Genomic DNA, 25,116 nt, shown 5'->3' with positions numbered 1-25,116 from the left:
CCCCGCCAAATCCGCGTCTGCAGAAACCAATGGTCCCGACATGCCGTCTCGCCGCGAGGGGTGACGGCATGTCGGGACCACTAGATGCGGTGCGGCCGCTACTCGCGGATGGTCGCGCCGAACAGGTCGCCGGCTCGGGCGGAACCGGCGAGCTTCGCCTCGGTGGCCTCGGCCGCCGTGAGGGTGCGGTCGTCGGCGCGGAAGCGGAGCGCGAAGGTGAGGCTCTTGCGCCCCTCCGGGATGCCCGCACCGCGGTAGTCGTCGACCAGGTGGATGCCCTCCAGCAGCGGGCCCGCGCCCTCGCGGACCGCGCGCAGCACCTCGCCCGCGGGCACTTCTGCGCCGACCACGAGCGACAGGTCCTGGGTCGCGGCCGGGAAGCCGGCGATGACGCCTGCGACCACGTCCGCGGGAGCGACGGAGACCAGCGCGTCGAGGTCGAGCTCGAACACCGCGACCACGCGCGGAAGGTCGAGCTCGTGGGCGAGCGCGGGCAGCAGCTCGCCGGCGACGCCGACCGGCGTGTGGGAGCCGTCGGCGCCGAGCGCGACGAGCTGCGCCGTGCGGCCGGGGTGGAGCGCCTGGTGCGAGGACTGCTCGACGTCGACGGTCACCCCGACGGCGGCCGCCGTCTGGCGGACCATGTCGAGCGCGTCGGCCAGGCCGGCCGCAACGGCGGGAACGCCCGGCTGCTTGCCGACCACGTCGCCGACGACAAGCCCTGCCACATACCGCGGCTGGGCGGGGATACCGGCGTTCAGTCCGGCGAGCACGTCCGCGCCCGGGAGCGCGGCCCCCGGCGGCAGCGTCTCGCTGCCCAGCGAGCCCTCGGCCGGACGGAAGACGGTGCCCAGCTCGTACACGCGCAGGTCGACCAGACCGCGGGCCAGGTTGCGCTTGGCCACGTCGAGGAGCCCCGGAAGCAGGGAGACGCGCAGATACGGCGCGGTCGCGTCCAGCGGGTTCGCCAGGCGGACAGCGGGAACGCGCCCGCCCGGTTCCGCCGAGCCGAAGAGGTCGTTCTGCGCCTCCTCCACGAACGGGAACGACAGCACCTCGGTGGCGCCGTTGTCCGCAAGCGTCTGCGCGACCGCTCGGCGCAGGCGCTGCTCACGGCTGAGGCCGCGGCCGGGCGGGGCGACGGGCAGCACGGAGGGGATGCGGTCGTAGCCGACGATCCGGGCGACCTCCTCCGCGAGGTCGGACTTGTCGCGCAGGTCGGGACGCCAGGTCGGCGGGGCGACGAGGAGGCCTCCGGCCGTCTCGGTCACCGTTCCGCCGATCTCCGCCAGCGCACCGCGGACCTCGTCGTCGCTGAAGGCGACGCCGATGAGCGATGCGATGTAGCCCTCGGGCAGGCCGATCGGCTCCGCCGTGACCGAGGCGTCGAGCAGCGAGCCCAGCTCGTCGGGACGACCGCCGGCCAGCTGCTCGAGCAGCTGCACGACGCGCGCCGCGGCGGCGACGGCGACCTGCGGGTCGACGCCGCGCTCGAAGCGCTTCGATGCCTCGCTGGGAAGCTTGTGCCGGCGGGCGGTGCGCGCGATCGACACGGGGTCGAAGTTCGCCGCCTCGATCAGCACGTTGCGCGTCTCGGCGCGGATCTCGGTGGAGGCTCCGCCCATGACGCCGGCCAGGCCGATCGCGCCGGAGTCGTCGGCGATCACGAGGTCTTCCGGGTCGAGCTTCCGCGTCTGGTCGTCGAGCGTCACCAGGGTCTCGCCGGGCGTCGCACGGCGCACGACGATGCCGCCGGACAGCCGGTCGAGGTCATACCCGTGGATGGGCTGGCCCAGCTCGAGCATCACATAGTTCGTGATGTCGACGATGAGCGAGATCGATCGGATGCCGGCGAGCTTGAGCCGGGCGATCATCCACGCCGGTGTCGGTCGCGATCCGTCGACGTCGCGGACGACGCGTGTCACGAAGACGCTGGCGCCGACGTTGCCGCGGAGTGGCGCGTCGTCGTCGATCGTCACACGGAAGCCGCTGGGGTGGTCCCCCACGGCCACCGCGACCGCGTCCGCAGGGTCGCGGAAGGCCGCTCCGGTGGCGTGCGAGTACTCGCGGGCGATGCCGCGCACCGAGAACGCGTACCCGCGGTCGGGCGTGACGTTGACCTCGACAGCGGCGTCGTCCAGCCCGAGCAGGGCGACCGCGTCGGCGCCGACCTCCGGGTCGAGACCGAGCGTCGTCAGGCGCAGGATGCCGTCGTGGTCCTCGCCGAGCCCGAGCTCGCGCGCCGACGCGATCATGCCGTCGGACACGTGCCCGTAGGTCTTGCGCGCAGCGATCGGGAACGGTCCGGGCAGCACGGAGCCGGGCAGCGTCACGACCACCTTGTCGCCCTCGAAGAAGTTGCGGGCGCCGCAGACGATCCCGCGGACGTCGGCGCCGCCGTCGGCGGCCTTCTGGCCCTCGGGCGCGACCCGCACCTGGCACCAGCGGATGGTCTTGCCGTTGCTCTGCGGCTCCTCGACGAACGAGAGCACCTGGCCGACGACGATCGGCCCGCTGAGGTCGAACGTGTGGATGTCCTCCTCTTCGAGCCCGACGGACACGAGGGCGGCGTGCACCTCCTCCGGGGTCGTTCCGGGCTCGAGGTCGACGAATTCGCCGAGCCAACTCAGGGGGACGCGCATCAGACCACCATTCCGAACTGCTGGGAGAACCGGACATCGCCTTCGGCCATGTCGCGCATGTCCTTGACGTCGTTCCGGAACATCAGGGCGCGCTCGACGCCCATGCCGAACGCGAAGCCCGAGTAGACGTCGGGATCGATGCCCGCCGACCGCAGGACGTTCGGGTTCACCATCCCGCAGCCGCCCCACTCGATCCAGCGCGCGCCTCCCTTGAAGGTCGGGTGCCAGAGGTCGAGCTCGGCACTCGGCTCGGTGAACGGGAAGTAGTTGGGGCGCAAGCGCACCTTGGCCTCGTCGCCGAACAGCGTCTTGACGAAGTGGTCGAGCGTGCCGCGCAGGTGCGCCATCGTCAGGCCCTTGTCGACGGCGATGCCCTCGGTCTGGTGGAACACCGGGAGGTGCGTCGCATCGAACTCGTCGGTGCGGAACACGCGGCCCGGCGCGATCCGGTACACCGGCAGCTCGTCGCCGAGGAGGGCGCGCAGCTGCACCGGCGACGTGTGCGTGCGGAGCACGAGGTGCGCGTCGGTCGGCTCGACGAAGAAGGTGTCCTGCATCGCGCGCGCCGGGTGGTCGGCGTCGAAGTTGAGCGCGTCGAAGTTGTACCACTCGCTCTCGAGCTCCGGCCCCTCTGCGACCTCCCAGCCCATGCCGACGAAGATGTCGGCGATGCGCTCCTGCAGGAGGCTGAGCGGGTGGCGGGCGCCGGGGGTCCAGCGGGACGGGAGCGCCGTCACGTCGACCGCCTCTGCGGCGAGCTGGGCGGCCTCCTCCGCGGCGGCGATCTCGGCCTCCTTCGCCGTGAACGCCTGGTTGACGCGGGCGCGAGCGCCGCCGACGAGCTTGCCCGCCGCGGCCTTCTGGTCGCCCGGGAGGGAGCGGATGCTCGCGTTGAGGCGCGCGAGCGGCGAGCCTTCGGCCGCGTGGTCGTGGCGCACCGTTTTCAGCGCCGCCGAGTCGTGCGCGGCATCGATCGCGGCGAGGGCCGCGCCGACAGCCGCCTCGACCGCGGATTCGGTGATCTCCGTGGTATCTGACACGGTCACCCAGTCTAGTCGGCGCATGCGACGGCTCCCCGACCCGGTGCCGGACTGTGGAGAGCCGTGAAGGGTGTGGAGGGATCCGCTCAGGCGCGCTGCGCGAACGCCGACTCGTAGAGGCAGACCGACGCGGCGGTCGCGAGGTTCATGGACTCGGCACGTCCGTAGATCGGGACGGTGACGACGCGGTCGACGAGGCCCAGGAGGTCGTCCTCCAGACCGTGCGCCTCGTTGCCGAAGACCCACGCGGTCGGCCGGGCGAGCTCCCCGTCGCGACGGGCCGCGAGGAGGTCCTCCCCCTTGATGTCGGCGGCGAGCACCTGCAGCCCGGCGGAGTGGGCGCGGCCCACCACATCGGCGAGGTCGGCGCCGACGGCGACCGGGAGGTGGAACAGCGATCCCGTCGTCGAGCGCACCACCTTGGGGTTGTACAGGTCGACGGTGCGGCCGGTGAGCACGACGGCGTCCGCGCCTGCCGAGTCGGCAGCGCGGATGATCGTGCCGGCGTTGCCCGGGTCGCGCACCTCTTCGAGGACCGCGACCAGCTTCACGGAAGCGTCGAAGATCTCCCGGATCGAGACCGGGAACTGCCGGGCGACGGCCACGAAGCCCTGCGGGGTCACCGTGTCGGCCATGGCGTCGAGCACGTGCTCGGAGACGTACTCGGCCTCCACGTCGGCGTCGGCGGCCGCACGGGCGATCTCTGGGTGCTTCTCGAGCGCCGTCGGCGTCGCGAACAGGTCGACGACCAGCTCCGGCCGGAAGGTGAGGGCTTCGGAGACGGCCTGCGGCCCCTCCAGCAGGAACAGTCCGGTCTCTGCACGGGCGGAGCGTTTGGCGAGCTTGGCGACGGCCCTGACGCGCGGCGAGCGCGGGTTGTCCAGCATGGCACCAGCTTAGGGTGCGGGGAGGCCTCAGGTCACCGTGCGCGCAGCCCGCGGACGACGAGGTCCAGCAGCCGGTCGGTCTGCCCGTCGTCGCTGCTTCCCGCGGTGGTGAGGAACACGCCGACCATCGCCGCCGTGACGTCGTCGGCGGACACGTCGCCACGGAAGATACCGCGCGACACCCCGGCCGCGAGCAGCGGGGCGATGGCGCCGTCGACCCGCTGCCGGGTGCACGCCGACGCCGCCGCGGTCCGCTCCCCGCCGGCGCGCAGCGATTCGGCCATCCCCCGCTTCGTCGCGATGAAGCCGGAGTAGAGGCGCATGAAGGCGCGGAGGGCGTCCTCCGGCTCGTACTCGTCGAGGAGGGAGCCGGCGCGCGCGAGCACGGCGCTCAGCTCGTTCTCGTAGACGGCGGCGACCAGGTCCTCCCGGGCCGGGAAGTTGCGGTACAGCGTCCCGATGCCGACGCCGGCCGCCCGGGCGATGCCCTCCAGCGAGGCTTCGGGGCCGGTCGTCGTGAACGCGGCGCGCGCGGCATCGAGGATGGCGGACCGGTTCCTGGCCGCATCGGCCCGCGGTCTGCGCTCAGCGGCGGCGACGGGATCGGCGCTCAAAGTGGAGGCACCTCCGGTTAAGTGGTACGGTCAGGGCGAGCGGAGGCTCCTCCGCTTCGTACAGTCTAGGAGGAGACATGACGGACACCACCACCCGCCCCGGCGGGACGTTCCCACTGGGCGGCCGGGAGGTCGCACGCATCGGCTACGGCGCGATGTCCCTCGAGCGCTACGAGGACGATCGGGAGTCCGGAGTCGCGCTGCTGCGGCAGGTGGCCGAACTCGGCGTCGACCACATCGACACGGCCGACTTCTACGGCCGCAGCGTCTCGAACGACATCCTCCGGCGCGCGTTCGGTGACACGGACTCCGTCGCGATCGTCACCAAGGTGGGCGCCGTGCGCTCCGAGGGACCGACTCCCATCGCACTCGCCCAGCGGCCGGAGGACCTGCGCGCCCAGGTGGAGGACAACCTCCGGTCACTCGGACGCTCCCGGATCGACGTGGTCAACCTGCGCCGGCCCGAAGTCGGTCCCGGCCTCCAGCTTCCGGAGGACGAGATCCCCGACCTCGACGACCAGCTCGCCGAACTGATCGCCCTCCGCGACGAGGGGCTGATCGGCGGGATCGGGCTCAGCGCCGTGCGGACCGAGACCGTGCGCCGCGCCCTCCCCGCCGGGATCGTGTGCGTGCAGAACGCCTACTCACTGCTGAACCGCGAGTTCGAGGACACCCTGGCGCTGTGCGCCGCGGAAGGCGTCGCCTGGGTGCCGTTCTTCCCGCTCGGAAGCGGATTCCCGCAGTTCCCGAAGGTCGCGGACGACCCCGAGGTGCGCCGCGTGGCCGCCGAGACGGGCACCTCCCCCGCGCAGGTCGGGCTGGCCTGGCTGCTCGCGCACGCGCCGAACACCCTCCTCATCCCCGGCACCGCGAGCGTCGCGCACCTCGAGGAGAACGTCGCCGCCGGCAGCGTCGCCCTCACCCCCGCCCACCTCGCCGCCCTGGACGCCGTCGCGCCGACCGAGTGAGGCACTACTGCGGCGCCGCGGTGCAACTGCGGGTGCGCGCCGCACCGCACTCGTTCCGCCGCACCGCACTCGCGGACGGGCCGCTGACCCGAGACACGCAGAACGGCCCGGTCGACGTGTCGACCGGGCCGTTCGTGGAGGTGCGGGTTACGCCGCGGCGTCCGCCTTGGGAGCCGAGGTGTCGGCCGGGAGCGCCTTGCGGGCCGTCTCGACGAGGGCCGCGAAGGTCGCGGGCTCGGTGATGGCCAGGTCGGCGAGGATGCGACGGTCGACCTCGACACCCGCGAGGCCGAGGCCCTGGATGAAGCGGTTGTAGGTCAGTCCGTTCGCACGCGAGGCGGCGTTGATCCGCTGGATCCAGAGGCGGCGGAAGTCGCCCTTCTTCTGGCGGCGGTCACGGTAGGCGTAGACGAGCGAGTGGGTGACCTGCTCCTTGGCCTTGCGGTAGAGGCGCGACCGCTGCCCGCGGTAGCCCTCGGCGCGCTCGAGGATGACCCGACGCTTCTTGTGGGCGTTGACGGCCCTCTTCACTCTTGCCATTAGTCGATTTCCTTCGTGCTTCTAGAAGTCTGCGTACGGGTTACTTGCCGAGCATCCGGCGGATGACCTTGGCGTCCACCTCGGGGACGACCTGCTCGGCGTTCAGCCGGCGCTTGCGGCTCGTGGACTTGACCTCGAGGTTGTGGCGCATGCCGGACTGCTGCTTCATGACCTTGCCGCTGCCGGTGATCTTGAAGCGCTTCTTGGCGCCGGAGTGGGTCTTCTGCTTGGGCATTACTTCTCCTCGTTCGTCGCCTGGGCGGGCGAACTCTCGTCGGACTGAGCAGCGTCGGCTGTCTCAGCAACCTCATCCTGGTCGCGCCCCTGGGCGCGCGCCTTGGATGCGGCACGTACTGCATTGGCCTCGGCCTTGGCCTCGGACTTGTTCTTGAGCGGGCTGATGATCATCACCATGTTGCGGCCGTCGATCGTGGGGTTGGACTCCACGGTGCCGAGCTCGGCGACGTCTTCTGCGAAGCGCTGCAGGAGGCGGACGCCCTGCTCCGGACGCGACTGCTCGCGGCCGCGGAAGAGGATCATCGCCTTGACCTTGTCGCCGGACTTCAGGAAGCCCTCGGCGCGCTTGCGCTTGGTCTCGTAGTCGTGCTTGTCGATCTTGAGGCGGAACCGCACCTCTTTGAGGATGGTGTTCGCCTGGTTGCGCCGGGCCTCCTTGGCCTTCTGCGCAGCCTCGTACTTGAACTTGCCGTAGTCCATGATCTTGGCGACCGGCGGCTTGGAATTGGGCGCGACTTCGACCAGGTCGAGGTCTGCCTCCTGCGCGAGTCGCAGTGCGACCTCGATCTTGACGACACCGACCTGCTCACCGCTGGGGCCGACGAGTCGAACTTCGGGGACGCGGATACGGTCATTCGTACGGGGATCGCTGATGTCTGTCTCCTCTGATCAAGCGATTGCTCTCGGCCACGGACTGTCGGTGACGGTCCGGCGAAAGAGGAGGTTCCACGCACCAGCACGGCCTGCGATCTGACGATCGCAAGCCTGGTACAGCACCCTGACTACCCCCGCGTTCGCACGCGGTGGCGGAGTGCAACAACCCGGTAACCTGTAAAACGGTCAAGCGCGGGTGGGAGGAATCTCCACTTTCGTACCGGGACAGAAGTCCCGGAGCCCGAACGATTCTAACAGAGGAAAGCAGTGAGCGACACATCCTTCACCTTCGACGCCTCCGGCGACCACCAGCGCGACGACCAGGAGGGCGTCGCCGAGGCCACCCGCGACATCGCGGAGGTGCCCGCCGTCGAGGTGATCACCACCACCGCCGTGCACCTGATGAGCGCGGCAGCCGTGAAGTGCGGCCTCGCCGACGACCCGGAGCACCAGACCGATCTGGATGAGGCGCGCAAGCTGATCGACGCCCTGGCCGGGCTGGTCACCGCGAGCGCGCCCCACGTCGGCGACCAGCACGCGCGCAGCCTGCGCGACGGCCTCCGCTCTCTGCAGCTCGCCTTCCGCGAGGCCTCGGCGATCCCGGACGAGATCGGCAAGGGCCCCGGCGAGAAGTACACCGGACCGGTCAGCTGAGCCATGGGCTTCACCCCGGCTCCCGCCTTCACCACCCGGCCGACCCTGCAGGGCCGCTTCGGCATGAGCGCGTCGACGCACTGGCTGGCCACGGCCAGCGCGCAGGCCGTGCTGGAGCGGGGCGGCAACGCCTTCGACGCGAGCGTCGCGGCGGCATTCGTCCTGCACGTGGTGGAGCCGCACCTGAACGGGCCGGGCGGCGACCTGGTCGCCCTGTTCGCGACGGCGGGCGACCCGACGCCGGTCGTGCTGTCGGGCCAGGGGCCCGCTCCGGCCGCCGCGACTCCCGAGCACTACCGAGCGGAGGGGCTCGAGCTGGTTCCCGGCTCCGGATCCCTGGCCGCCGCGGTGCCGGGCGCCGTGGACGCCTGGCTGCTGCTCCTGAAGGACCACGGCACCTGGGAACTGTCGGACGTGCTCGCGTTCGCGATCGAGTACGCCGAGGAGGGCCACCCGGTGCTGGAGCGGGTGTGCGCGACCATCCGCACGGTCGCGCCGCTGTTCGCCGAGCACTGGCCCACCTCCGCCGAGCACTGGATGCCCGGGGGCCGCATCCCGGAGCCCGGCGAGCTGATCACGAACCCGGCCTATGCGCGGGTGCTGCGCGGGCTGATCGGAGCGGGCGACGCCGCGGCGACGCGCGAGGAGCGCATCGAGGCGGCGCGGAGGGAGTGGGCAACCGGCACCGTCGCGCAGGCGGCCTCCGCGTTCGTCCGCACGCCGCACCGGCACTCCGACGGCGGCGACCACGCCGGCGTCATCGCCGAGAACGACTTCGCGGCGTACCGGGCCGGGTACGAGGATGCGGTAACGCTGGAGTTCCGCGGCCACACCCTCGCGAAGACCGGCGCCTGGGGCCAGGGGCCGGCGCTGCTCGCGACGCTGGCCATCCTGGACGGCTTCGACGACGCGCACCTCGATCCGTCGACCGCGCTCGGCGCCCACACCATCCTGGAGGCGCAGAAGCTGGCCTACGCCGACCGCGACGCCTACTTCGGCGACGCCGGCGTGCCGCTCGACACCCTCCTCTCCCCCGGCTACGCCGCCGAGCGCCGGTCGCTGATCGGGGAGCGCGCGTCCGCCGAGTTCCGTCCTGGGCGCATCCCGGGCGCCGAGCCGTTCCTGCCGCCGCTGCGCACCGAGTACACCCCGCCCAGCGGCGTCGCGGCGGAGGGCGTCGGCGAGCCGACGGTCTCGCGGAGCGGCGAGACCCGAGGCGACACGTGCCACATCGACGTGATCGACCGCTGGGGCAACATCGTCTCGGCGACGCCCTCCGGGGGCTGGCTGCAGTCGTCGCCGACCATCCCCGAGCTCGGCTTCTGCCTCGGGACCCGCCTGCAGATGACCTGGCTGGAGCCTGGATCCGCCTCCACTCTGACCCCCGGCAAGCGCCCGCGGACGACGCTGACGCCGACCCTGGTGCTCCGGGACGGCGTGCCGGTGACGGCGCTCGGCTCGCCGGGAGGCGACCAGCAGGACCAGTGGCAGCTGCTCTACCTGCTCCGCACACTGGTGGGCGGCTACACGCCCCAGCAGGCGATCGACGCGCCGGCGCTGCACACCACCTCCATCGCGGAGTCGTTCTGGCCGCGCACCTGGGTGCCCGCCGGAGCAGTGGTGGAGGCGCGGCTCGGCGACGAGGTGATCGCCGAGCTGGAGTCGCGCGGCCACCGCGTGACACGGGCGGGCGACTGGTCGCTCGGCCGGCTCTCGTCGGTGGGACGCGACCCGCAGACGGGCGTGCTCAGCGCCGCAGCCAACCCGCGCGGGATGCAGGGGTACGCGGCGGGACGCTGACGGCCGCGTTCGCCGTGTCAGGCGGTCGTATCGACCGCGCGTCGGACGGCGGCGACCGTTCGCCCGGCCTCCTCCGCATCCGTCAGCCAGTTGCTGACCGAGAACCGCAGGACCGCCCGCCCATGCCAGCTGGACGGGGACGCGAGCGCCGTCCCTTCCGCGAGGAGCGCTTCGCCGACCGCCCGGGTGCGGTCGTCGCTGCCGAACGCGGCGCAGACCTGGGTGTACACCACGTCGTTGAGCACCTCGGCCCCGGGGATGGCGCGGATGCCCTCCGCGATCACGGTCGCCGCGTCCGCGAGCCCCTGCACCAGGTCCGCCACGCCCTGCCGCCCGAGCTGCGCGAGGGCCGCGTAGACCGGGACACCTCGGGCGCGACGGGACAGCTCCAGGACACGGTCGGCCGGGTCCGCGACGCCCGCGGACGATGCCAGGTAGGCCGCATGCTGGGCCACCGCACGATGCAGGGCCCCGGCATCCGCGACGGCCGCGATCCCGCAGTCGTACGGAGTGCTGAGGGTCTTATGGGCGTCCGTCGCCCAGGAGTCGGCCTTCCCCAGCCCGGCGGTCAGAGAGCGCAGCCCCGGCGCAGCGGCGGCCCAGAGGCCGAAGGCGCCGTCGACGTGGGCCCACGCTCCCGCATCGTGGGCGATCCCGATCAGCTCGTCGAGCGGGTCGAAGGCGCCCGAGTGGATGTTGCCCGCCTGCAGGCAGACGATGGCCGGCCCGCTGTCGTCGGCCAGGGCGGCGCGCAGGGCGTCCGGGCGCATCCGCCCCTGCTCGTCCGCTTCCACGACACGGGCGCGACCCAGCCCGATGACCAGGCCCGCACTGTCGACGGAGCCGTGCCGCTCGGCGCCGACCAGGAACCGCACCCGGGGTCCCCCGGCGATCCCCCGCTCCGCGGCATCCCATCCCGCCCGGCGCAGCACCTCGTCCCGGGCGGCGACCAGTCCGACGAGGCTCGCGACGGTCGCCCCGGTGACGAACCCGACTTCGGCAGTCGCCGGCAGCCCGAACAGGTCGACAAGCCAGGAGGCGGCGAGCTCCTCCGCCGCGACGACGCCGGGCGTGACCGTACGGAGGCCGGCGTTCTGGTCCCAGGCCCCGACCAGCCAGTCCGCGCCGAGCGCGACAGGCTGCGTGCCTCCCATCACCCAGCCGTGGAAGCGCGGCGAACCGATCCGCATGAGGCCGGGCTCGATGCCCGCAGCGATCCGCCGCAGGACGTCCTCGGGCGCAGGCCCGCGTTCCGGGAGCGTGCGGCCGAGGGCATCCTTCACCTGTTCGATGTCGGCGCTGGGCGGGATGGGACCGTCGCGTGTGCCGGCCAGCCAGCGCCCGGCGATGGCGACGGCCTCGTCGAGCACGGACCCGAAGCTCTCCCGGTCGCTCACACGGGCATGCTACTGAAGACGTCGTCGGCGGTGAATGCGCGCTTTCCAGCCGGGCGCGTTCTGCTCGCGCGTCACCACACCGGAGGGCGTCGGTCCTGCCAGCGGAACCGGCGCTCCAGCTGGGCGGCGAGGGACAACAGGGTCCGCTCCCCGCCGGGGCGGCCGATCAGCTGGACACCCATCGGGAGGCCGTCCTGCGTCTGCAGGACCGGGAGGACGATCGCGGGCAGCCCCGTTACGTTCAGCATCGACGTGAAGGGCGTGTACTGCACCTGCTGCGCGAAGTTCCGCTCGCCATCCTCCTGGTCGTACCAGCCGACCGGCCGCGGGGTGAGCGCCATCGCGGGGGTGAGCACCGCGTCGAACGACGACAGCTGCTGGATGAACGACCGTTCGTACGCGGTCAGCGCCGAGAGCGCCTCGCTCAGCTCCCGAGCGCTCAGCGACCGGCCGCGCCCCACCAGCCAGGCGGTCAGCGGCTCCAGGAGTCCGAGCCTCTCCCCCTCGACCGGGAGGCGCGCAGCACCGGCCTGCCAGATAGTCCGGAAGGCCGGCGCGTACGTGTCATCCGGCTCGAGTGCGGTCTCCTCCATCCCGTGGCCCAGCGCCGCCAGGGCGTCGACGGCCACGGCGAGCGCCTCCGTCGCCTCCGGTGCGAGGGCGATGTCGTAGGCCCCGTCCCAGGCGGAGGTCGTCATCACCCCGAGCTGGAAGCGACCCTCCCCGCGCACGGCCGTGCCGAGGAAGGGGCCGTCGTCGTCGTACGGAGCCCGCAGCGTGTAGTGGTGGTCGATCCGCCCGTTGCGCTTCGCGATCATCCCGTCGAGGAGCAGCGCGGCGTCCGCCACGGTGCGGGCCAGGGGCCCGTCGACGACGAGACCGGCCAGCGACGGGATTCCGCTGCCGGCGGGGACCAGCCCCCGCGTGGGCTTCAGCCCGACCAGGCCGCAGGCCGCCGCGGGGATGCGGACGGAGCCGCCGCCGTCGGACCCCGGTGCGAACGGGAGCATGCCGCTCGCCACGGCCACCGCGGCTCCCCCACTGGAACCGCCTGCCCCGAGCTCGGGGTTCCACGGGTTGCGCGCGGGTGGTGCGGCCAGCGACTCCGTGTACGCCGGGAGGCCGAACTCCGGCGCGTTGGTCTTGCCGAGGCTGACCGCCCCGGCGGCGTCGAGCGTCTCGACGATCTCGTCGCTGGTCTCCGGGACGAAGCCCGTCATCGACCGGGAGCCGAACCCGGTGGGCACGCCGGCGCGCATCCACAGGTCCTTGTCTCCGGAAGGCAGGCCCCAGAGCGGCGCCGTCCTCGGAACGGACGCCGCCACGTCGTCGGCCCGGCGCAGCGCCTCGTCGCGGGTCACGGTGACGAACGCGCCGAGCTGCGGATTCAGCCGCTCGATGCGCTCCAGGTAGTGCTCGGCCAGCTCTCGGGGCGAGACGCGCCCGGACTGGAGTTCCTGCCACAGTTCGAGCGCGGTCAGCTCGTGAAGGTCGGCCATTTTGCCAGGCTAGCCGAGGGAGCCGGCCGAGGGAGCTAGCCGAGGTGGGGGTCGCCCTCGAGGAATTCCATGACCGCCCGGTTGAAGGCGGCAGGGTCGAGGTTGTACTCCCACGAGTGCTCCGCGGGCGACAGCTCCTCCAGGCGGACCAGCCGGGGGTTGGCCATCGCGAACAGCAGCGACGACGACAACGGGACCGTGCGGTCGCCCTCCGAATGGATGACCAGAGTGGGGAGGGTGAGGCGGCCGGGCCGCGTCCAGTCCAGCCGGTCGAAATCGATCGGCTCCGGCAGCCCCAGCCGGGCACTCCTCACCGGGTCGGCGAGCGTGCGCACGACGAGGCCGCCGGTCCACGACGGCAGGCCGCGCTCGGTGGCACCCTGCCGGATGACGGCGCGCCAGTCCGACGCCGGGCCGATCAGGACGAGACGATCGAGGACGGCGCGATGCGCGCTCCGCTCGCTCAGTTGAAGCGCGATGCCCCCGCCGAGCGACCAGCCGACCAGAACGACCCGCTGCGCACCGTGGTCGACGGCGTAGCCGATCGCCGCATCCACGTCCTCCCACTCGCGCAGTCCGAGCAGCGAGGCGCCGCCGGCAGCCGGAGGACCTTCGCCGTCGCCGCGATAGGACACCACGAGAGAGGTCATCCCGGCGGCCTCCGTCGCCGGGACGGATCGGAGGGCGGTGACGCGCGTGCTCGCCCAGCCGTGGATGTGGACGGCCCAGGTCGCCCGACGCCCGGGCGCCCCTGCTGGGATCAGCCAGGCGGGAGCGGCGCCGCCCGGCACGTCGATCACGACCTCCCGGAAGGGACGGCGCAGGGCGGCCGGACCGGCATGGAGGTGCCCCGTCCAGTAGCCGGCGTCGACGGCCTCCAGGTCGCCGGTCACCTCCAGCAGCTCCCGGGTGACCGTTCCCGCTGCCGGATCGTGCGCTCGGGTGTGCCCGACGACGGCGTGACCGCCGTCGCCGAACCAGAGCCCGAACTGTCCGCGATGCAGAGTGCGCCGGTCCGCCTCCAGCGTGACGCTCGTCGCCGTGCAGCCGTGGATGCGGGTCACCGGCCGTGCCCGAGGCCGGACGACCGCCAGCGCCAGCCGACGGCCGACGCACCGCGCCGCCCAGGCGGCCGCGGCCACTGCCAGCACGGCGGCGGCGATGATCAGGATCCACGTCATACCTGTAGGACGTTCCGTCTACCCGAATTATGACGCGGCCGACTGCCTCTTGACACAGAGCGGTCGTACCTGGTTGGTTAGTTACATGAGTAATGAACCGGTGAACCTCGGATGATCGAAGAGGGAACGCCGATCTTCGTGCAGATCGCCGAGCAGATCGAAGACGACATCATCGACGGGGTCTACCCCGCCGAGACACAGGTGCCGTCGACGAACGAGTTCGCAGCCTTCCACCGGATCAACCCTGCGACCGCGGGGAAAGGCGTCGGCCTCCTCGTCGACGAAGGAATCCTCTACAAGAAGCGAGGGATCGGGATGTTCGTCACAGAAGGAGCGCGGGAGCGGCTCATCGCCAAGCGCCGCCAGGCCTTCCCGCACGAGTACCTCCGTCCCCTGCTCGCCGAGGCCGCGAAGCTCGGCATCGACACCGAGCAGCTCTCCCGGATGATCCGGACCGCTGCGCAGACCGAGGCCGCCGACGCCTCCCCGACGAAAGGAGTGAGCGCATGAGCGCCACCCTCCCCTTCCCCGGACCTGCCGTGCAGGTCAACGGACTGACGAAGCGGTTCGGCTCCTTCACCGCGATCGACGACGTCTCCCTCACCATCGCTCCCGGCCGCATCCATGGGCTGCTCGGCCGCAACGGCGCGGGCAAGACCACGCTGATGCAGCTCATCACCGGCCAGGACTTCGCAACCCGCGGAGAGATCCGCGTCTTCGGGGGCGCTCCGACCGAGAACGCCCGGGTGCTCCAGGACATCTGCTTCATCAAAGAGAGCCAGCGCTACCCCGAGGACTTCCAGCCGAAGCACGTGCTCCGCAGCGCACCCTGGTTCTTCGAGAACTGGGACGCCGACTTCGCCGACCGGCTGGTCGAGGAGTTCCGCGTGCCGCTCGGCCGGCGGATGAAGAAGCTCTCGCGCGGTCAGCTCTCGGCGGTGGGAGTGATCGTCGGCCTCGCCTCCCGCGCTCCGCTGACCTTCTTCGACGAGCCCTATCTCGGCTTGGACGCGGTCGCACGGCAGCTGTTCTACGACCGGCTGCTCGAGGACTTCTCGGAGCATCCGCGAACGGTGGTGCTCTCCACCCACCTGATCGACGAGGTGGCCAATCTGCTCGAACAGGTGATCGTCATCGACCAGGGGCGCATCCTTCTCGACGAGGACGCGGAAGCGCTGCGCACCTCCGCCACCACGGTGGTCGGCCAGCGCGGCGCCGTCGACGCCTTCGTCCACGGGCGGGAGGTCCTGCACCGGGAGGGCCTGGGCGGCCTGGCCTCCGTCACGGTCGGCGGCCTCGAACCGACCGACCGTGCCGCGGCCGCGGCCGCCGGGCTCGAGCTGGCGCCGGTGTCCCTCCAGCAGCTCATCGTCCGCAAGACCGCCATCAGCACGACCGGAATCGAGCAGAGCGCATGACCACAGCACATCACGTCCCCGCACCCTCCCTCCGCCCGGCGCCCGCCGGCGGGCAGCGCATCTGGCGCGTCGTCCGGCTCAACATGGTCAACAAGTGGACCGTGATCTGGGTCCCTGCGATGATCATGGGCTTCATCACGCTCGTGAACTGGCTGGTCTGGTGGATCATCTGGGCTTCCACGTCCGGAACCGACCGGGCGGACGCCATGGAGGGGACCCAGTGGAGCGGCGGCGGGTTCTACATCTTCGTCTACATGCTCGTCGTGGCGATCCAGGTGGTCTCCGCCACCTTCCCCTTCGCTCTCGGCTACAGCGTCACGCGGCGGGACTTCTCGCTCGGCGCGGGGCTCACCTTCCTGCTGCTGGCGGCCGGATACGCGATCGGGTTCACCCTCCTGTCCGCCGTCGAGGAGTGGACGAACGGCTGGGGACTCGGCGGCCACCTCTTCACGTCGGTCTACTTCGCCGGGGAGAACGTCTGGGGCCGGCTGTTCATCGTCTTCAGCGCGATGCTGTTCTTCTTCGCGGTGGGCGCGTTCTCGGCGGGGCTGTTCATGCGCTGGCGGGTGAACGGCATCCTGGCCGCCGGCGCAGTCCTGGCGCTGCTGATCGTCGGCGCGATCGCCGTCATCACCTTCACCCAGAGCTGGCCCGCCGTGGGCGACTGGTTCGTCGCGAGCGGACCGATCGGCGTGTCGGCATGGCTGTTGCTGCCGACCGTTCTCGCCGCGGTCGCGGGGTACGCCGTGCTGGGGCGGGCGACGCCGCGGAGCTGACGCGGCACCGGTCGTCGACGCCGGTGGTCGACGCCGGGCATGGACGTGGCCGGGACCTGTGCGGTCCCGGCCACGGTTTGATGCCATCGGCCTCACTCGCCCGGCGCGGCGTCCGCTCCGTTCGACGATGTCGGTGCCTTCAGGCTAAGACGCGATGGCGACCGGCGATAGAACGCGCAGTGAACTCATAGCGCGCTGCTAGGAGAGGTTCGCGATCACGGCCCGGGCGACGGCGATGGGGGCCCGGTTGTCGCTAGCGTGGTCCTCGTGCTGGGCTACCTTTTCCTCGGCGTCGCCATCGTGACCGAAGTGGTCGCCACGACGTTCCTCAAGTTCACGACGGGCGAGAACGCGCGGTGGTGGGCCTTCCTCATCGTCGTCGTCGGCTACCTGGCGTCGTTCTTCGCGCTGTCGCTGGCCCTCGGCCGTGGCGTCCCGCTCGGGATCGCCTACGCGATCTGGTCGGCGGTCGGCGTCGCTGCGATCGCGATCATCTCCTGGGTGTTCTTCAAGGAGTCGCTCACCTGGGTCCAGATCGCCGGCCTCGTGCTGGTGGTCGGCGGCGTCGGCCTGCTCGAGCTGGGCGCGAAGCACCCCGCGTAGGCGCCGGCGGCCGCGAGCGCGCCCGTTCGTCACAACTGCTGCTGCGCGCGCAGCCGCACGTGTGACAAACAGCGGCAGTCACTGCTCAGCCGCGCGAAACGCGTCAGGCGGAGCCGACGAAGGCGGCGAGCGCCTCGTCGATCGTGCGCGCCGGCGCGATGTACGGATACCGGGCGCCCTCGCCGGACGGGAGGTACTCGCCGTCGGCCGTCACCGTGACGGCGCCGAGCAGGCGGCCCCGGCTGAGCGCCGCATCCTCGTCGGGGAACGAGTGGTCGTACACGTCGTAGCGGCCCTCGTCCTCGTACACCGTCAGGTCTTCCAGCAGCGGCATCAGAACCTCCTCGTGAACGGCAGCGGCTTCCGCATCCTGATCAGCAGCAGGAGCGGGACGAGCACATACGGCCCGTTGTACAGCAGGAACACGACCGGGTTCGGCGTGCGGTCGCCGACCGGACCGAAGAACTCCACGCCGAAGATCGGGATGGCCGTGAGGCTGATGATCATGGTCGCGTAGATCACGGCGAACAGCTGGATCCAGTTGAACCCCTTCACCAGGCAGACGACCAGCAGCACGTAGAACGGCAGGTAGACGAAGGCGCTCGTCCCGGTGATGAACCGCAGCCACAGCGGCTCGTGCATGTACAACGGGTCGTACTGCGACGAGTAGGTGTAGTTCCACTGGGCGAGGATGTTCGTCGTCGTCGCGGTCTGCGGGATCCCGAGGGTGGGGATCGCGTCGCTGATGATGCAGGTGACGATGAACAGCGAGAACATCACGATGAAGAAGATGTCGACCGGGCGCTTCCGCAGCGGCAGGTTCGCGGGCGCCTGGACGGCGGGCGCTACCTGGCCGGGGGCGGTGGCGGTTCCGACGGCTGTGCTGTTTCGGTGGTTGGCGGTGGTCACGTGGGCGAGCCTAGCGCCGGACCGCCCCTACTTCAGCGATTTCTGCATGAGCACCGTGCCGAGCCACCGGTCGAACTTGTAGCCCACGCGGCCCATCCGCCCGATCTCGGTGAAGCCGAAGTTCTCGTGCATCCGGATGGACGCCTCAGCGCCCTTGTCGGCGATGACCGCGATGATCTCCTTGAGACCGGCCGCCTTCGACCGGTCGATGAGCTCCTGCATCAGCACAGGCCCGAGGCCCTTGCCTGTGGAGGCCGCCCCCAGGTAGATCGAGTTCTCGACCGTGAACCGGTAGGCCCGCTTCTGCTTCCAGGGCTGGACGAGCGCGTAGCCGAGGATCTGCCCGCTCGGCGACTCGGCGACGATGAACGGCATCCCGAGCTTCTTCAGGTACGCGTACTTGCTCTTCCACTCGCGAAGGGTCATCGCATCCTCGTCGAAGGTGACGGTGCTGTTGGCCACGTAGTGGTTGTAGATCTCGCGGATGTGCGGCAGGTCCTCCGGCCGCACCTCGCGGATGGCGTACTCGAACGGCGTCTCCGGCGGCTCCTGCTTGCGCAGGTGACGCGGGAGAACGCGCCGCTCCTGGTACTCCTCTTCCAGCACGCCGACCTCCTTCACGCACCTCCAGCCTACGTCGCGCGCATTGCGGCGGTGTTACGGATGCAGCGACCAGTCGACCGGTTTCTCGCCTGCGCGCTGGAGCAGCGCGTTCGCCCGCGAGAAGGGCTTGGAGCCGAAGAAACCGCGCGACGCAGAGAGCGGGCTGGGGTGCGCCGACTCGATCACCGGGTTGCCGTCGAGGAGGGGCTTCAGCGTCGCCGCGTCCCGGCCCCAGAGGATCGAGACGAACGGGCGACCGCGGGCGACGAGCGAGCGGATGGCGTGCTCGGTCACGGCCTCCCACCCCTTGCCCCGGTGCGACGCGGGCTCTCCCGGCCGGACGGTGAGGACGCGGTTGAGCAGCATGACGCCGTTCTCCGACCAGGCACTGAGGTCGCCGTGCGGAGGCGGCATCAGTCCGAGATCGTCGCGCAACTCGCGGTAGATGTTCTGGAGGCTGCGCGGCAGCGGACGGACGTGGCGCTCGACTGCGAACGACAGGCCGATGGGATGGCCGGGCGTCGGGTACGGGTCCTGGCCGACGATGAGGACGCGCACCTCGGACAGGGGTGCGCGGAACGCCCTCAGCACGGCGCCGCCGGCAGGGAGGTAGGGACGCCCGGCCTGCACCTCTGCCCGCAGGAAGTCGCCCATCGCGGCGATGCGGTCGGCGACCGGTTCGAGCGCCTGCGCCCATCCGGGGTCGATGGAGCCGTCGGCGGCGAGCTCCGCGAGGGTCTTCGGCACCGAGACTCCCCCTGCTCCGGTCAGTGGGTCGCGGAGGTCACCGGCGGGAGCGCCGACCACGGGAAGGTGATCCAACGATCGGTGCGGCGCCAGACGAAGTCGGGCTCGAGCACGGTGCGGGGTTTCGAGTAGAGGCAGACCGTCCGCACGTCGGCACGCGAGGCGGCGATCAGGTCGACGACCATGGCGAGGGTCCGGCCGGAGTCGGAGACGTCGTCGACGAGGAGCACCCGCTTCGCCTCGAGCGCCGCCGAGTCGAGCATCGGGGGGAGGACGACCGGCTCCGGCAGCCGCGAGTCGACCCCGGTGTAGAACTCCACGTTGAGCGCGCCGCAGGCCTTGATCCCGAGCGCGTACGAGATCGCCCCGGCGAGCAGGAGGCCACCGCGCGCGATGGCCACGACCATGTCCGGCTCGAACCCGGACTCCACCACTTCACCGGCGAGGTGGCGCGCCGCCTCACCGAATTCCAGCCAGCCCAGAACCTCCCGCTCGGTCTCCTGAAGGACGTCTGCTCCGGAATCGTCGAGTTCGCTGGCCATTGCTCTACCGTACCGGGGGCGCCCGGGTGTTAGCATCCGCGCATGACCTCGGAGAAGACGTCGACCCGGAGCAGGGCGAACGTCGCCATCGGCACGACGGCCGCCCTGATCGGCTGGCTGGCGCTGGTGGAGCTGACCAGCGGCGTCCTGCAGGGCTACTACGTGCCGCTCATCTCCGACATCGTCCGGCATCTGGGCATCCACGACGCCGACTACAACTGGTTCGAGGCCGCCCAGCTGCTCGTCTCCGCCCTGGTCGTCCCCGTGCTCGCGAAGCTGGGCGACATGTTCGGGCACAAGCGGATCCTGCTGGTCGCGACGGCCCTCACCGCGCTCGCGACGTGGGCCCTGGCGTTCTCGGGCGACTTCGTCAGCTACCTGCTGGCCTTCGCCCTGCAGGGCTTCTACGTCGTCTGGCTGCCGCTCGAGGTGGCGCTGATCTTCGACCGAGGGCGTCGAACGGGCACGGCGGCGGCCGGCACGCGCCGGGCGGCCGGGTTGCTCGTCGTCGCGCTGGAGGCCGGGGCCATCCTGGGTGCGGTCGGCGCCGGGCTGCTCTTCGGCGCGCTCGGCGGGAACGTCGCGCTGACGCTGATGGTGCCCGCGGTCGCCGTGACCCTGGTGTTCTTCGCGATCCTGTTCGGCGTGCCCGAGTCGGAGCCGGCGCCGGGGCAGCGCACTCTCGACGGGGTCGGCTTCACGCTGCTCGCGCTGGGCCTCCTGCTCATCACGTCCGGCCTGACCTTCCTGCGGCTGAACGGCGTCGGCACCTGGTGGGTGTGGGCGCTGATTGTCCTCGGCATCCTCGCCTTCATCCCGTTCGGGAGGTGGGAGCTGCGGCAGGCCGACCCGGCGGTCGACCTGCGCGTGCTGCGGCAGCCGGCGATGTGGCCGGTGCAGCTGACGGCTGGGCTGATCGGGATCAGCCTTCTCGGCGCGCAGGCGCCGCTGAGCACCTACGCGGGCACCGATCCGGCGAACGGCTACGGGCTCGGACTGTCGGCCGGTCAGCGCAGCATCCTGATCGGCGCGTACCTGATCTCGATGATCGTCGGGGCGCTGCTCTTCCCGCTGATCTCGTCGTGGCTGTCGCCGCGGGTGACACTCATCGGCGCCGCCTTCCTGGTCGCGGCCGGATACCTGCTATTCCTGCCCTTCCACCTGCAGACCTGGCAGGTGTTCGTCAACATGGCCATAGCCGGCCTCGGATCGGGCGCCCTCGTCGGCGCGCTTCCCGCCGCCGCGGCCGCCGCCGCGCCCCGCGGTCAGACGGGAGTCGCGACGGCGCTGACGAACACCACCAAGACGATCGGCGGGTCCTTCGCCTCCGCGGTCTTCGGCGTCGTGCTGCTGACCGGAGCGGCGACGGTCACCGCCACAGCCGCCAGCCTGTTCGGCTACATGCTCGTGTGGACCATCTGCGGCCTCGGCGCTCTCGTCGCCGCCGTGCTCCTCTTCTTCGTGCCGCGGCTGGCGTTCGCGGACCCCGAACCCGCATTGGAGTGACCATGTCCGAGCAGCTGCCGCCTCCCGTCGCCGACGCCCTCACGCAGTTCCTGCTGGAGCAACGGAGGCTGGCGCCGGGCCTGGTGAGCCGCGCGATCGTCACCGGCTCCGCGGTCGCCGGGGACTGGCATCCCGGCATCAGCGACATCGACGTCGTGTTCGTCGTCACCCGCGACCCGGTCGACGACCTCCCGGCCCTGGCCCCGCTGCACGCGGCCTCCGACCCGCACATCGACGGGGTCTACCTGACCGAGTCGGAGATCGCTCGCGGTCCGGATGCGGTCGAGACGGCTCCGCAGGTCGTCGAGGGCGTGCTCGTCTCCGCCCTCTCCGGCGCCCAACTCAGCTGGATCACCTGGCGGGAGCTGGAGTCCGGCGTCCAGGGGGTCGTCGACGGCGGCGACGTGATCTGGTCGCCGACCTCCGACCGGCACCCGGAGACCGCGGAGGGTGTCGTCGCCTTCTCGCGCGAGAACCTGCGCGACTACTGGCAGGGCATCGGGGACGGCCTCGAGAAGGAGATCGCCGATCGCGCGGACGACGCGCCCATCCGGGCCGAGACGGTGCGCTGGGCCGCACTCGGGCCGATCCGTCTGGTCGCGACCATCGAGACGGGTGATGTGCTGTCCAAGACGGCGGCCGCCGCTTACGCCGCCGAGCGCTGGCCGGAGCACGCCGAGCTGCTGGAGCGGGTCGTCCGCGACCGCGGCGGCGAGCGCCAGTCGTTCACCGCCGCCGACGCCCGCCAGGCACTCGCCCTCCTCCGCAAGTGCGTCGCCGTCGCCGACTGACGCCCTCGCCGCCCGACGCCTTACCCCCGCCGCCGGGTGACGCCCGCCGTCGAGTACACAAAAAGTGCACGCAGAACCGGGGTTCTGCGTGCACTTTTTGTGTACTCGACGGCGGGGGGCTCCCCGAGGGTCAGGCGCGGGTCAGGCGCGGGCGGCCTCGGCGACGGAGCGGGCGGCGGCGAGACCGGCGGTCAGGTCGGCCTTCAGGTCGTCGATGCTCTCCAGGCCGACCGAGAGGCGGACCAGCCCGGGGGTGACGCCGGCGGTGAGCTGCTGCTCCGGGGTCAGCTGCGAGTGCGTGGTCGAGGCCGGGTGGATGACCAGGCTGCGCACGTCGCCGATGTTGGCCAGGTGGCTGAACAGCGACAGGTTGTCGACCAGCGCGGCGCCCGCATCCACACCGCCCTTGAGCTCGAAGGACAGCACCGCGCCGACGCCCTTGGGGGCGTACTTGTTCGCGGCGGCGTACCAAGGGCTGGTCGGGAGGCCCGAGTAGTTCACCGACGCGACGTCCGGGTGCGACTCCAGGAACTCGGCGATCTCCTGCGCGTTCTGCGTGTGACGCTCGACGCGGAGCGAGAGGGTCTCGATGCCCTGGATGAGCTGCCAGGCGCTCGCCGGCGCGATCGCCGCACCGAGGTCGCGGAGCAGCTGCACACGCGCCTTGATGATGTAGGCGAGGGCGTCGCCGACGGCGGTCGTGTAGCTGGCGCCGTGATACGACGGGTCCGGCTCGGTGAGGCCGGGGAACTTCTCGACGTTCTTCGTCCACTCGAACTTCCCGCCGTCGACGATCACGCCGCCGATGACGGTGCCGTGGCCGCCGAGGAACTTCGTGGCCGAGTGGACGACGATGTCGGCGCCGTGCTCGAACGGACGGATCAGGTACGGCGTGGCGATCGTGTTGTCCACGATCAGCGGGACGCCGGCCTCGTGCGCCACCCCGGCGACGAGCTCGATGTCGAGGATGTTGATCTTCGGGTTGCCGATGGTCTCGGCGAAGAACAGCTTGGTGTTCGGGCGGACGGCGCGGCGCCACTCCTCGGCGTCGTCCTGGTTCTCGACGAAGGTCGTCTCGATGCCCAGCTTCGCCAGCGTGTACTTGAACAGGTTGTACGTGCCGCCGTAGATCGAGCTCGACGAGACGATGTGGTCGCCGGCCTGCGCGATGTTCAGCACGGCGAACGTCTCGGCCGCCTGGCCGGACGCGACCAGGAGGGCGCCGGTGCCGCCTTCGAGCGCAGCGACCCGCTCCTCGACGACCGCCTGCGTCGGGTTCTGGATGCGCGTGTAGATGTTGCCGAACTCGGCGAGCGCGAACAGGTTCTTGGCGTGCTCGGCGTTGTTGAACACGTACGAGGTGGTCTGGTAGATCGGCGTGGCACGCGCGTTCGTCACCGGGTCCGGTGCGGCTCCGGCGTGGATCTGCTTGGTTTCGAACTGCCAGTGGGCGGCGTCGGTCATGGCGTCTCTCCTTCGGGTCTGGGGGCGCATGAAGCGCAGGGTCTGCGAGCGGTCGGCCACCGCCTGTTCTCAGCAGGCTAGACGCGCCGCCCCGCCCGGGCAACGTATCCGAAACACGCCGTAACCCGACACAATGGCCTCATGAGCAGACGAGTCGTCGTGACGGGAGCGAGTTCGGGTATCGGGGCGGCGACGGTCCGCTCCTTCCGCGAGAAGGGCTGGGACGTCGTCGGCGTCGCGCGCCGCGAGGACCGCCTCCGTGCGCTGGCCGACGAGACCGGCGCCGAGGTCTTCGCGGCCGACCTGACGAAGCAGGAGGACGTGGATGCGCTCCGCGACCACCTCGCCGCGACGGGAGGCGTCAACGCCCTGGTTAACAACGCGGGCGGAGCGCACGGCCTCGACTCGGTCGAAGCCTCCAGCGTCGACGACTGGGTGTGGATGTACGAGATCAACGTCATCGCGACCAAGCGCGTGATCTCCGCACTGCTGCCGCTGCTGCGTGCGGGAGCCGCCGAGAGCGGGCATGCCGACATCGCCGTTGTGACCTCCATCGCCGGCCTGACCGCGTACGTCGGCGGCGGCGGGTACAACGCGGCCAAGTTCGCGGAGCATGCCCTGACGGAGGTCCTGCGGCTTGAGCTCAACGGCGAGCCGATCCGGGTGGTGGAGGTCGCACCCGGCATGGTCGCGACCGAGGAGTTCTCGCTGGTGCGCTTCGGTGGGGACACGGCGCGACGCGACGCCGTCTACGAGGACGTCGCCGAGCCGCTCTCGGCGGAGGACGTCGCCGAGACGATCGTCCACGCGCTGACCCTGCCCCGTCATGTCGACCTGGACCTCATCGTGGTGAAACCGGTCGCACAGGCGGCCCCCTACCGGCTACACAAGGGCGAGCTCCGGATCAAGGACTGAGATGGACGAGGACGACCGGAAGCGCCTCCGCTGGGAGCGGGCCACCGCCTGGCCCGGCATCGGCGCCAGCGTGCTCTTCCTGATCGCCTACTCGTGGAACATCCTCGACGAGTCGAAGTCGCAATGGCTCACCGTCACGCTCTTCAGCATCCTGGCCACCGTCTGGCTGTTCTTCCTGGTCGACTACGTCGTCCGGCTGACCCTGGCCCGGCACAAGTTTGCCTTCGTCCGGCACAACCCGGTCGACCTGCTGTCCGTGTTCCTGCCGATGGCCCGCCCGTTCCGTCTGCTGACGACCCTCCAGCGGGTCCCTGCCCTCGGCGGGAACACCTCGTCGCACCTGCGACGTCGCGTCCTCATCATCGCGGGCAGCTTCGTCGTCATGTTCATCTACGTCATCTCGCTCGCCGAGTTCGAGGTGGAGCGCTACGCCCACGGCGCGAACATCCGGTCGTTCGGCGACGCCGTCTGGTGGGCGTGCGTGACCATGGCGACCGTCGGCTACGGCGACTACTACCCGGTCACGGTCCAGGGCAGGTTGCTGGCCGTCGTCCTGATGATCGGCGGGGTGTTCATCCTCGGCACCGCGAGTGCGACCATCGTCAACTACCTGGCCGACCGGACGCAGAAGCTCCGGCGCGGGGAGCAGGGCGCCGGAGACCCCGAGCGGCACACCGACAGCAGGCACGACCGGGGCTGACGCCGCCCCTCGGGGAGCCCCCCCACCGT

The 25,116-nt window shown here is 71.1% G+C and carries 27 protein-coding genes; 11 read left to right on the top strand and 16 right to left on the bottom strand.

The window, feature by feature from the left end; genetic code table 11:
• Positions 1-98: 98 nt before the first annotated feature.
• The 4 genes from pheT to SB754_RS03420 all read right to left on the bottom strand — a co-directional run bounded on the left by pheT (position 99) and on the right by SB754_RS03420 (position 5,183).
• Positions 99-2,642 carry a phenylalanine--tRNA ligase subunit beta gene (gene pheT, locus SB754_RS03435; RefSeq protein ID WP_410780954.1) on the bottom strand — a complete coding sequence of 848 codons (2,544 nt, stop codon included), beginning with the start codon at positions 2,640-2,642 and terminating at the stop codon, positions 99-101.
• Positions 2,642-3,682 carry a phenylalanine--tRNA ligase subunit alpha gene (gene pheS / locus SB754_RS03430; protein WP_410780953.1) on the bottom strand — a complete coding sequence of 347 codons (1,041 nt, stop codon included), beginning with the start codon at positions 3,680-3,682 and terminating at the stop codon, positions 2,642-2,644. Before pheS ends, pheT begins: the two co-directional genes overlap by 1 nt.
• Before the next feature lie 86 nt (positions 3,683-3,768).
• Positions 3,769-4,569, bottom strand: a complete 801-nt coding sequence (locus tag SB754_RS03425) for a TrmH family RNA methyltransferase (RefSeq protein ID WP_410780952.1) — start codon at positions 4,567-4,569, stop codon at positions 3,769-3,771.
• 32 nt (positions 4,570-4,601) lie between these two features.
• Positions 4,602-5,183, bottom strand: coding sequence for a TetR/AcrR family transcriptional regulator (locus tag SB754_RS03420; RefSeq protein ID WP_410780951.1), 582 nt, complete (start codon positions 5,181-5,183; stop codon positions 4,602-4,604).
• Between the two features lie 77 nt (positions 5,184-5,260).
• Here SB754_RS03420 and SB754_RS03415 point away from each other — a divergent pair, with 77 nt between their 5' ends.
• Positions 5,261-6,151: an aldo/keto reductase gene (locus SB754_RS03415; protein WP_410780950.1), complete on the top strand. Its 891-nt coding sequence runs from the start codon at positions 5,261-5,263 to the stop codon at positions 6,149-6,151.
• Between the two features lie 147 nt (positions 6,152-6,298).
• On the opposite strand, the gene rplT is transcribed toward SB754_RS03415, so the two are convergent.
• Genes rplT through infC form a run of 3 tightly spaced genes read right to left on the bottom strand, consistent with a single transcriptional unit; the run spans position 6,299 to position 7,582 of the window.
• Positions 6,299-6,691 carry a 50S ribosomal protein L20 gene (rplT, locus tag SB754_RS03410; protein ID WP_410780949.1) on the bottom strand — a complete coding sequence of 131 codons (393 nt, stop codon included), beginning with the start codon at positions 6,689-6,691 and terminating at the stop codon, positions 6,299-6,301.
• Positions 6,692-6,731: 40 nt separating this feature from the next.
• Positions 6,732-6,926, bottom strand: coding sequence for a 50S ribosomal protein L35 (gene rpmI, locus SB754_RS03405; RefSeq protein WP_410780948.1), 195 nt, complete (start codon positions 6,924-6,926; stop codon positions 6,732-6,734).
• Positions 6,926-7,582: a translation initiation factor IF-3 gene (infC, locus tag SB754_RS03400; protein WP_410783249.1), complete on the bottom strand. Its 657-nt coding sequence runs from the start codon at positions 7,580-7,582 to the stop codon at positions 6,926-6,928. Before infC ends, rpmI begins: the two co-directional genes overlap by 1 nt.
• 267 nt (positions 7,583-7,849) lie before the next feature.
• Here infC and SB754_RS03395 point away from each other — a divergent pair, with 267 nt between their 5' ends.
• Positions 7,850-8,236 (top strand): DUF1844 domain-containing protein, encoded by a 387-nt coding sequence (locus SB754_RS03395; protein WP_410780947.1) that lies wholly within the window; start codon positions 7,850-7,852, stop codon positions 8,234-8,236.
• 3 nt (positions 8,237-8,239) lie between these two features.
• Positions 8,240-10,036 carry a gamma-glutamyltransferase family protein gene (locus tag SB754_RS03390; protein ID WP_410780946.1) on the top strand — a complete coding sequence of 599 codons (1,797 nt, stop codon included), beginning with the start codon at positions 8,240-8,242 and terminating at the stop codon, positions 10,034-10,036.
• 17 nt (positions 10,037-10,053) lie between these two features.
• On the opposite strand, the gene SB754_RS03385 is transcribed toward SB754_RS03390, so the two are convergent.
• From SB754_RS03385 to SB754_RS03375, 3 genes are all read right to left on the bottom strand, one after another.
• Entirely contained in the window at positions 10,054-11,433 is a 1,380-nt protein-coding gene (locus SB754_RS03385; RefSeq protein ID WP_410780945.1) for a pyridoxal phosphate-dependent decarboxylase family protein, read from the bottom strand.
• A 71-nt stretch (positions 11,434-11,504) separates the two neighbouring features.
• Positions 11,505-12,932: an amidase gene (locus SB754_RS03380; protein WP_410780944.1), complete on the bottom strand. Its 1,428-nt coding sequence runs from the start codon at positions 12,930-12,932 to the stop codon at positions 11,505-11,507.
• Positions 12,933-12,967: 35 nt separating this feature from the next.
• Positions 12,968-14,113 (bottom strand): alpha/beta hydrolase family protein, encoded by a 1,146-nt coding sequence (locus tag SB754_RS03375; RefSeq protein ID WP_410780943.1) that lies wholly within the window; start codon positions 14,111-14,113, stop codon positions 12,968-12,970.
• Between the two features lie 111 nt (positions 14,114-14,224).
• On the opposite strand from SB754_RS03375, the gene SB754_RS03370 reads away from it, so the two are divergent.
• From SB754_RS03370 to SB754_RS03355, 4 genes are all read left to right on the top strand, one after another.
• Positions 14,225-14,623, top strand: a complete 399-nt coding sequence (locus SB754_RS03370; RefSeq protein WP_410780942.1) for a GntR family transcriptional regulator — start codon at positions 14,225-14,227, stop codon at positions 14,621-14,623.
• Entirely contained in the window at positions 14,620-15,531 is a 912-nt protein-coding gene (locus SB754_RS03365; protein WP_410780941.1) for an ABC transporter ATP-binding protein, read from the top strand. The genes SB754_RS03370 and SB754_RS03365 overlap by 4 nt, the downstream gene beginning before the upstream one ends.
• Positions 15,528-16,307 carry a hypothetical protein gene (locus tag SB754_RS03360; RefSeq protein WP_410780940.1) on the top strand — a complete coding sequence of 260 codons (780 nt, stop codon included), beginning with the start codon at positions 15,528-15,530 and terminating at the stop codon, positions 16,305-16,307. The genes SB754_RS03365 and SB754_RS03360 overlap by 4 nt, the downstream gene beginning before the upstream one ends.
• Before the next feature lie 267 nt (positions 16,308-16,574).
• Positions 16,575-16,910, top strand: coding sequence for a DMT family transporter (locus SB754_RS03355; protein ID WP_410780939.1), 336 nt, complete (start codon positions 16,575-16,577; stop codon positions 16,908-16,910).
• Between the two features lie 103 nt (positions 16,911-17,013).
• On the opposite strand, the gene SB754_RS03350 is transcribed toward SB754_RS03355, so the two are convergent.
• Genes SB754_RS03350 through SB754_RS03330 form a run of 5 tightly spaced genes read right to left on the bottom strand, consistent with a single transcriptional unit; the run spans position 17,014 to position 19,711 of the window.
• Positions 17,014-17,244: a hypothetical protein gene (locus SB754_RS03350; RefSeq protein ID WP_410780938.1), complete on the bottom strand. Its 231-nt coding sequence runs from the start codon at positions 17,242-17,244 to the stop codon at positions 17,014-17,016.
• Positions 17,244-17,819 (bottom strand): DUF2781 domain-containing protein, encoded by a 576-nt coding sequence (locus tag SB754_RS03345; protein WP_410780937.1) that lies wholly within the window; start codon positions 17,817-17,819, stop codon positions 17,244-17,246. Before SB754_RS03345 ends, SB754_RS03350 begins: the two co-directional genes overlap by 1 nt.
• A gap of 27 nt (positions 17,820-17,846) precedes the next feature.
• Positions 17,847-18,425 carry a GNAT family N-acetyltransferase gene (locus SB754_RS03340; protein ID WP_410780936.1) on the bottom strand — a complete coding sequence of 193 codons (579 nt, stop codon included), beginning with the start codon at positions 18,423-18,425 and terminating at the stop codon, positions 17,847-17,849.
• 51 nt (positions 18,426-18,476) lie between these two features.
• Positions 18,477-19,169: a uracil-DNA glycosylase gene (locus tag SB754_RS03335; protein WP_410780935.1), complete on the bottom strand. Its 693-nt coding sequence runs from the start codon at positions 19,167-19,169 to the stop codon at positions 18,477-18,479.
• 20 nt (positions 19,170-19,189) lie between these two features.
• Complete coding sequence (locus tag SB754_RS03330; RefSeq protein ID WP_410780934.1) at positions 19,190-19,711, bottom strand: phosphoribosyltransferase; 522 nt, start codon at positions 19,709-19,711, stop codon at positions 19,190-19,192.
• A gap of 42 nt (positions 19,712-19,753) precedes the next feature.
• On the opposite strand from SB754_RS03330, the gene SB754_RS03325 reads away from it, so the two are divergent.
• Positions 19,754-21,217 carry an MFS transporter gene (locus SB754_RS03325; RefSeq protein ID WP_410780933.1) on the top strand — a complete coding sequence of 488 codons (1,464 nt, stop codon included), beginning with the start codon at positions 19,754-19,756 and terminating at the stop codon, positions 21,215-21,217.
• A gap of 2 nt (positions 21,218-21,219) precedes the next feature.
• On the top strand, positions 21,220-22,008 hold the full coding sequence (locus SB754_RS03320) for a nucleotidyltransferase domain-containing protein (protein ID WP_410780932.1): 789 nt from the start codon (positions 21,220-21,222) through the stop codon (positions 22,006-22,008).
• 141 nt (positions 22,009-22,149) lie between these two features.
• Here SB754_RS03320 and SB754_RS03315 read toward each other — a convergent pair whose 3' ends face one another.
• On the bottom strand, positions 22,150-23,472 hold the full coding sequence (locus SB754_RS03315) for a bifunctional o-acetylhomoserine/o-acetylserine sulfhydrylase (protein WP_410780931.1): 1,323 nt from the start codon (positions 23,470-23,472) through the stop codon (positions 22,150-22,152).
• 141 nt (positions 23,473-23,613) lie between these two features.
• On the opposite strand from SB754_RS03315, the gene SB754_RS03310 reads away from it, so the two are divergent.
• Positions 23,614-24,387, top strand: a complete 774-nt coding sequence (locus tag SB754_RS03310) for an SDR family oxidoreductase (RefSeq protein ID WP_410780930.1) — start codon at positions 23,614-23,616, stop codon at positions 24,385-24,387.
• Between the two features lies 1 nt (position 24,388).
• Entirely contained in the window at positions 24,389-25,087 is a 699-nt protein-coding gene (locus SB754_RS03305) for a potassium channel family protein (protein ID WP_410780929.1), read from the top strand.
• The last annotated feature ends 29 nt before the right edge of the window (positions 25,088-25,116 follow it).

The organism is Leifsonia sp. SIMBA_070, assembly GCF_046534635.1.
Classification (GTDB): Bacteria; Actinomycetota; Actinomycetes; order Actinomycetales; family Microbacteriaceae; genus Leifsonia.
This window is presented reverse-complemented; position numbering and strand designations above follow the sequence as displayed.

Bases quoted from the DNA above. Each gene is read 5' to 3' on its own strand.
- SB754_RS03390 (WP_410780946.1), top strand. From the start codon at position 8,240: ATGGGCTTCACCCCGGCTCCCGCCTTCACCACCCGGCCGACCCTGCAG.
- SB754_RS03315 (WP_410780931.1), bottom strand. From the start codon at position 23,472: ATGACCGACGCCGCCCACTGGCAGTTCGAAACCAAGCAGATCCACGCC.
- SB754_RS03310 (WP_410780930.1), top strand. From the start codon at position 23,614: ATGAGCAGACGAGTCGTCGTGACGGGAGCGAGTTCGGGTATCGGGGCG.
- SB754_RS03415 (WP_410780950.1), top strand. From the start codon at position 5,261: ATGACGGACACCACCACCCGCCCCGGCGGGACGTTCCCACTGGGCGGC.
- SB754_RS03370 (WP_410780942.1), top strand. From the start codon at position 14,225: ATGATCGAAGAGGGAACGCCGATCTTCGTGCAGATCGCCGAGCAGATC.
- SB754_RS03365 (WP_410780941.1), top strand. From the start codon at position 14,620: ATGAGCGCCACCCTCCCCTTCCCCGGACCTGCCGTGCAGGTCAACGGA.
- SB754_RS03320 (WP_410780932.1), top strand. From the start codon at position 21,220: ATGTCCGAGCAGCTGCCGCCTCCCGTCGCCGACGCCCTCACGCAGTTC.
- SB754_RS03425 (WP_410780952.1), bottom strand. From the start codon at position 4,569: ATGCTGGACAACCCGCGCTCGCCGCGCGTCAGGGCCGTCGCCAAGCTC.
- SB754_RS03305 (WP_410780929.1), top strand. From the start codon at position 24,389: ATGGACGAGGACGACCGGAAGCGCCTCCGCTGGGAGCGGGCCACCGCC.
- SB754_RS03325 (WP_410780933.1), top strand. From the start codon at position 19,754: ATGACCTCGGAGAAGACGTCGACCCGGAGCAGGGCGAACGTCGCCATC.
- SB754_RS03375 (WP_410780943.1), bottom strand. From the start codon at position 14,113: ATGACGTGGATCCTGATCATCGCCGCCGCCGTGCTGGCAGTGGCCGCG.
- SB754_RS03380 (WP_410780944.1), bottom strand. From the start codon at position 12,932: ATGGCCGACCTTCACGAGCTGACCGCGCTCGAACTGTGGCAGGAACTC.
- rpmI (WP_410780948.1), bottom strand. From the start codon at position 6,926: ATGCCCAAGCAGAAGACCCACTCCGGCGCCAAGAAGCGCTTCAAGATC.
- SB754_RS03330 (WP_410780934.1), bottom strand. From the start codon at position 19,711: ATGGCCAGCGAACTCGACGATTCCGGAGCAGACGTCCTTCAGGAGACC.
- pheT (WP_410780954.1), bottom strand. From the start codon at position 2,642: ATGCGCGTCCCCCTGAGTTGGCTCGGCGAATTCGTCGACCTCGAGCCC.
- rplT (WP_410780949.1), bottom strand. From the start codon at position 6,691: ATGGCAAGAGTGAAGAGGGCCGTCAACGCCCACAAGAAGCGTCGGGTC.
- SB754_RS03350 (WP_410780938.1), bottom strand. From the start codon at position 17,244: ATGCCGCTGCTGGAAGACCTGACGGTGTACGAGGACGAGGGCCGCTAC.
- SB754_RS03360 (WP_410780940.1), top strand. From the start codon at position 15,528: ATGACCACAGCACATCACGTCCCCGCACCCTCCCTCCGCCCGGCGCCC.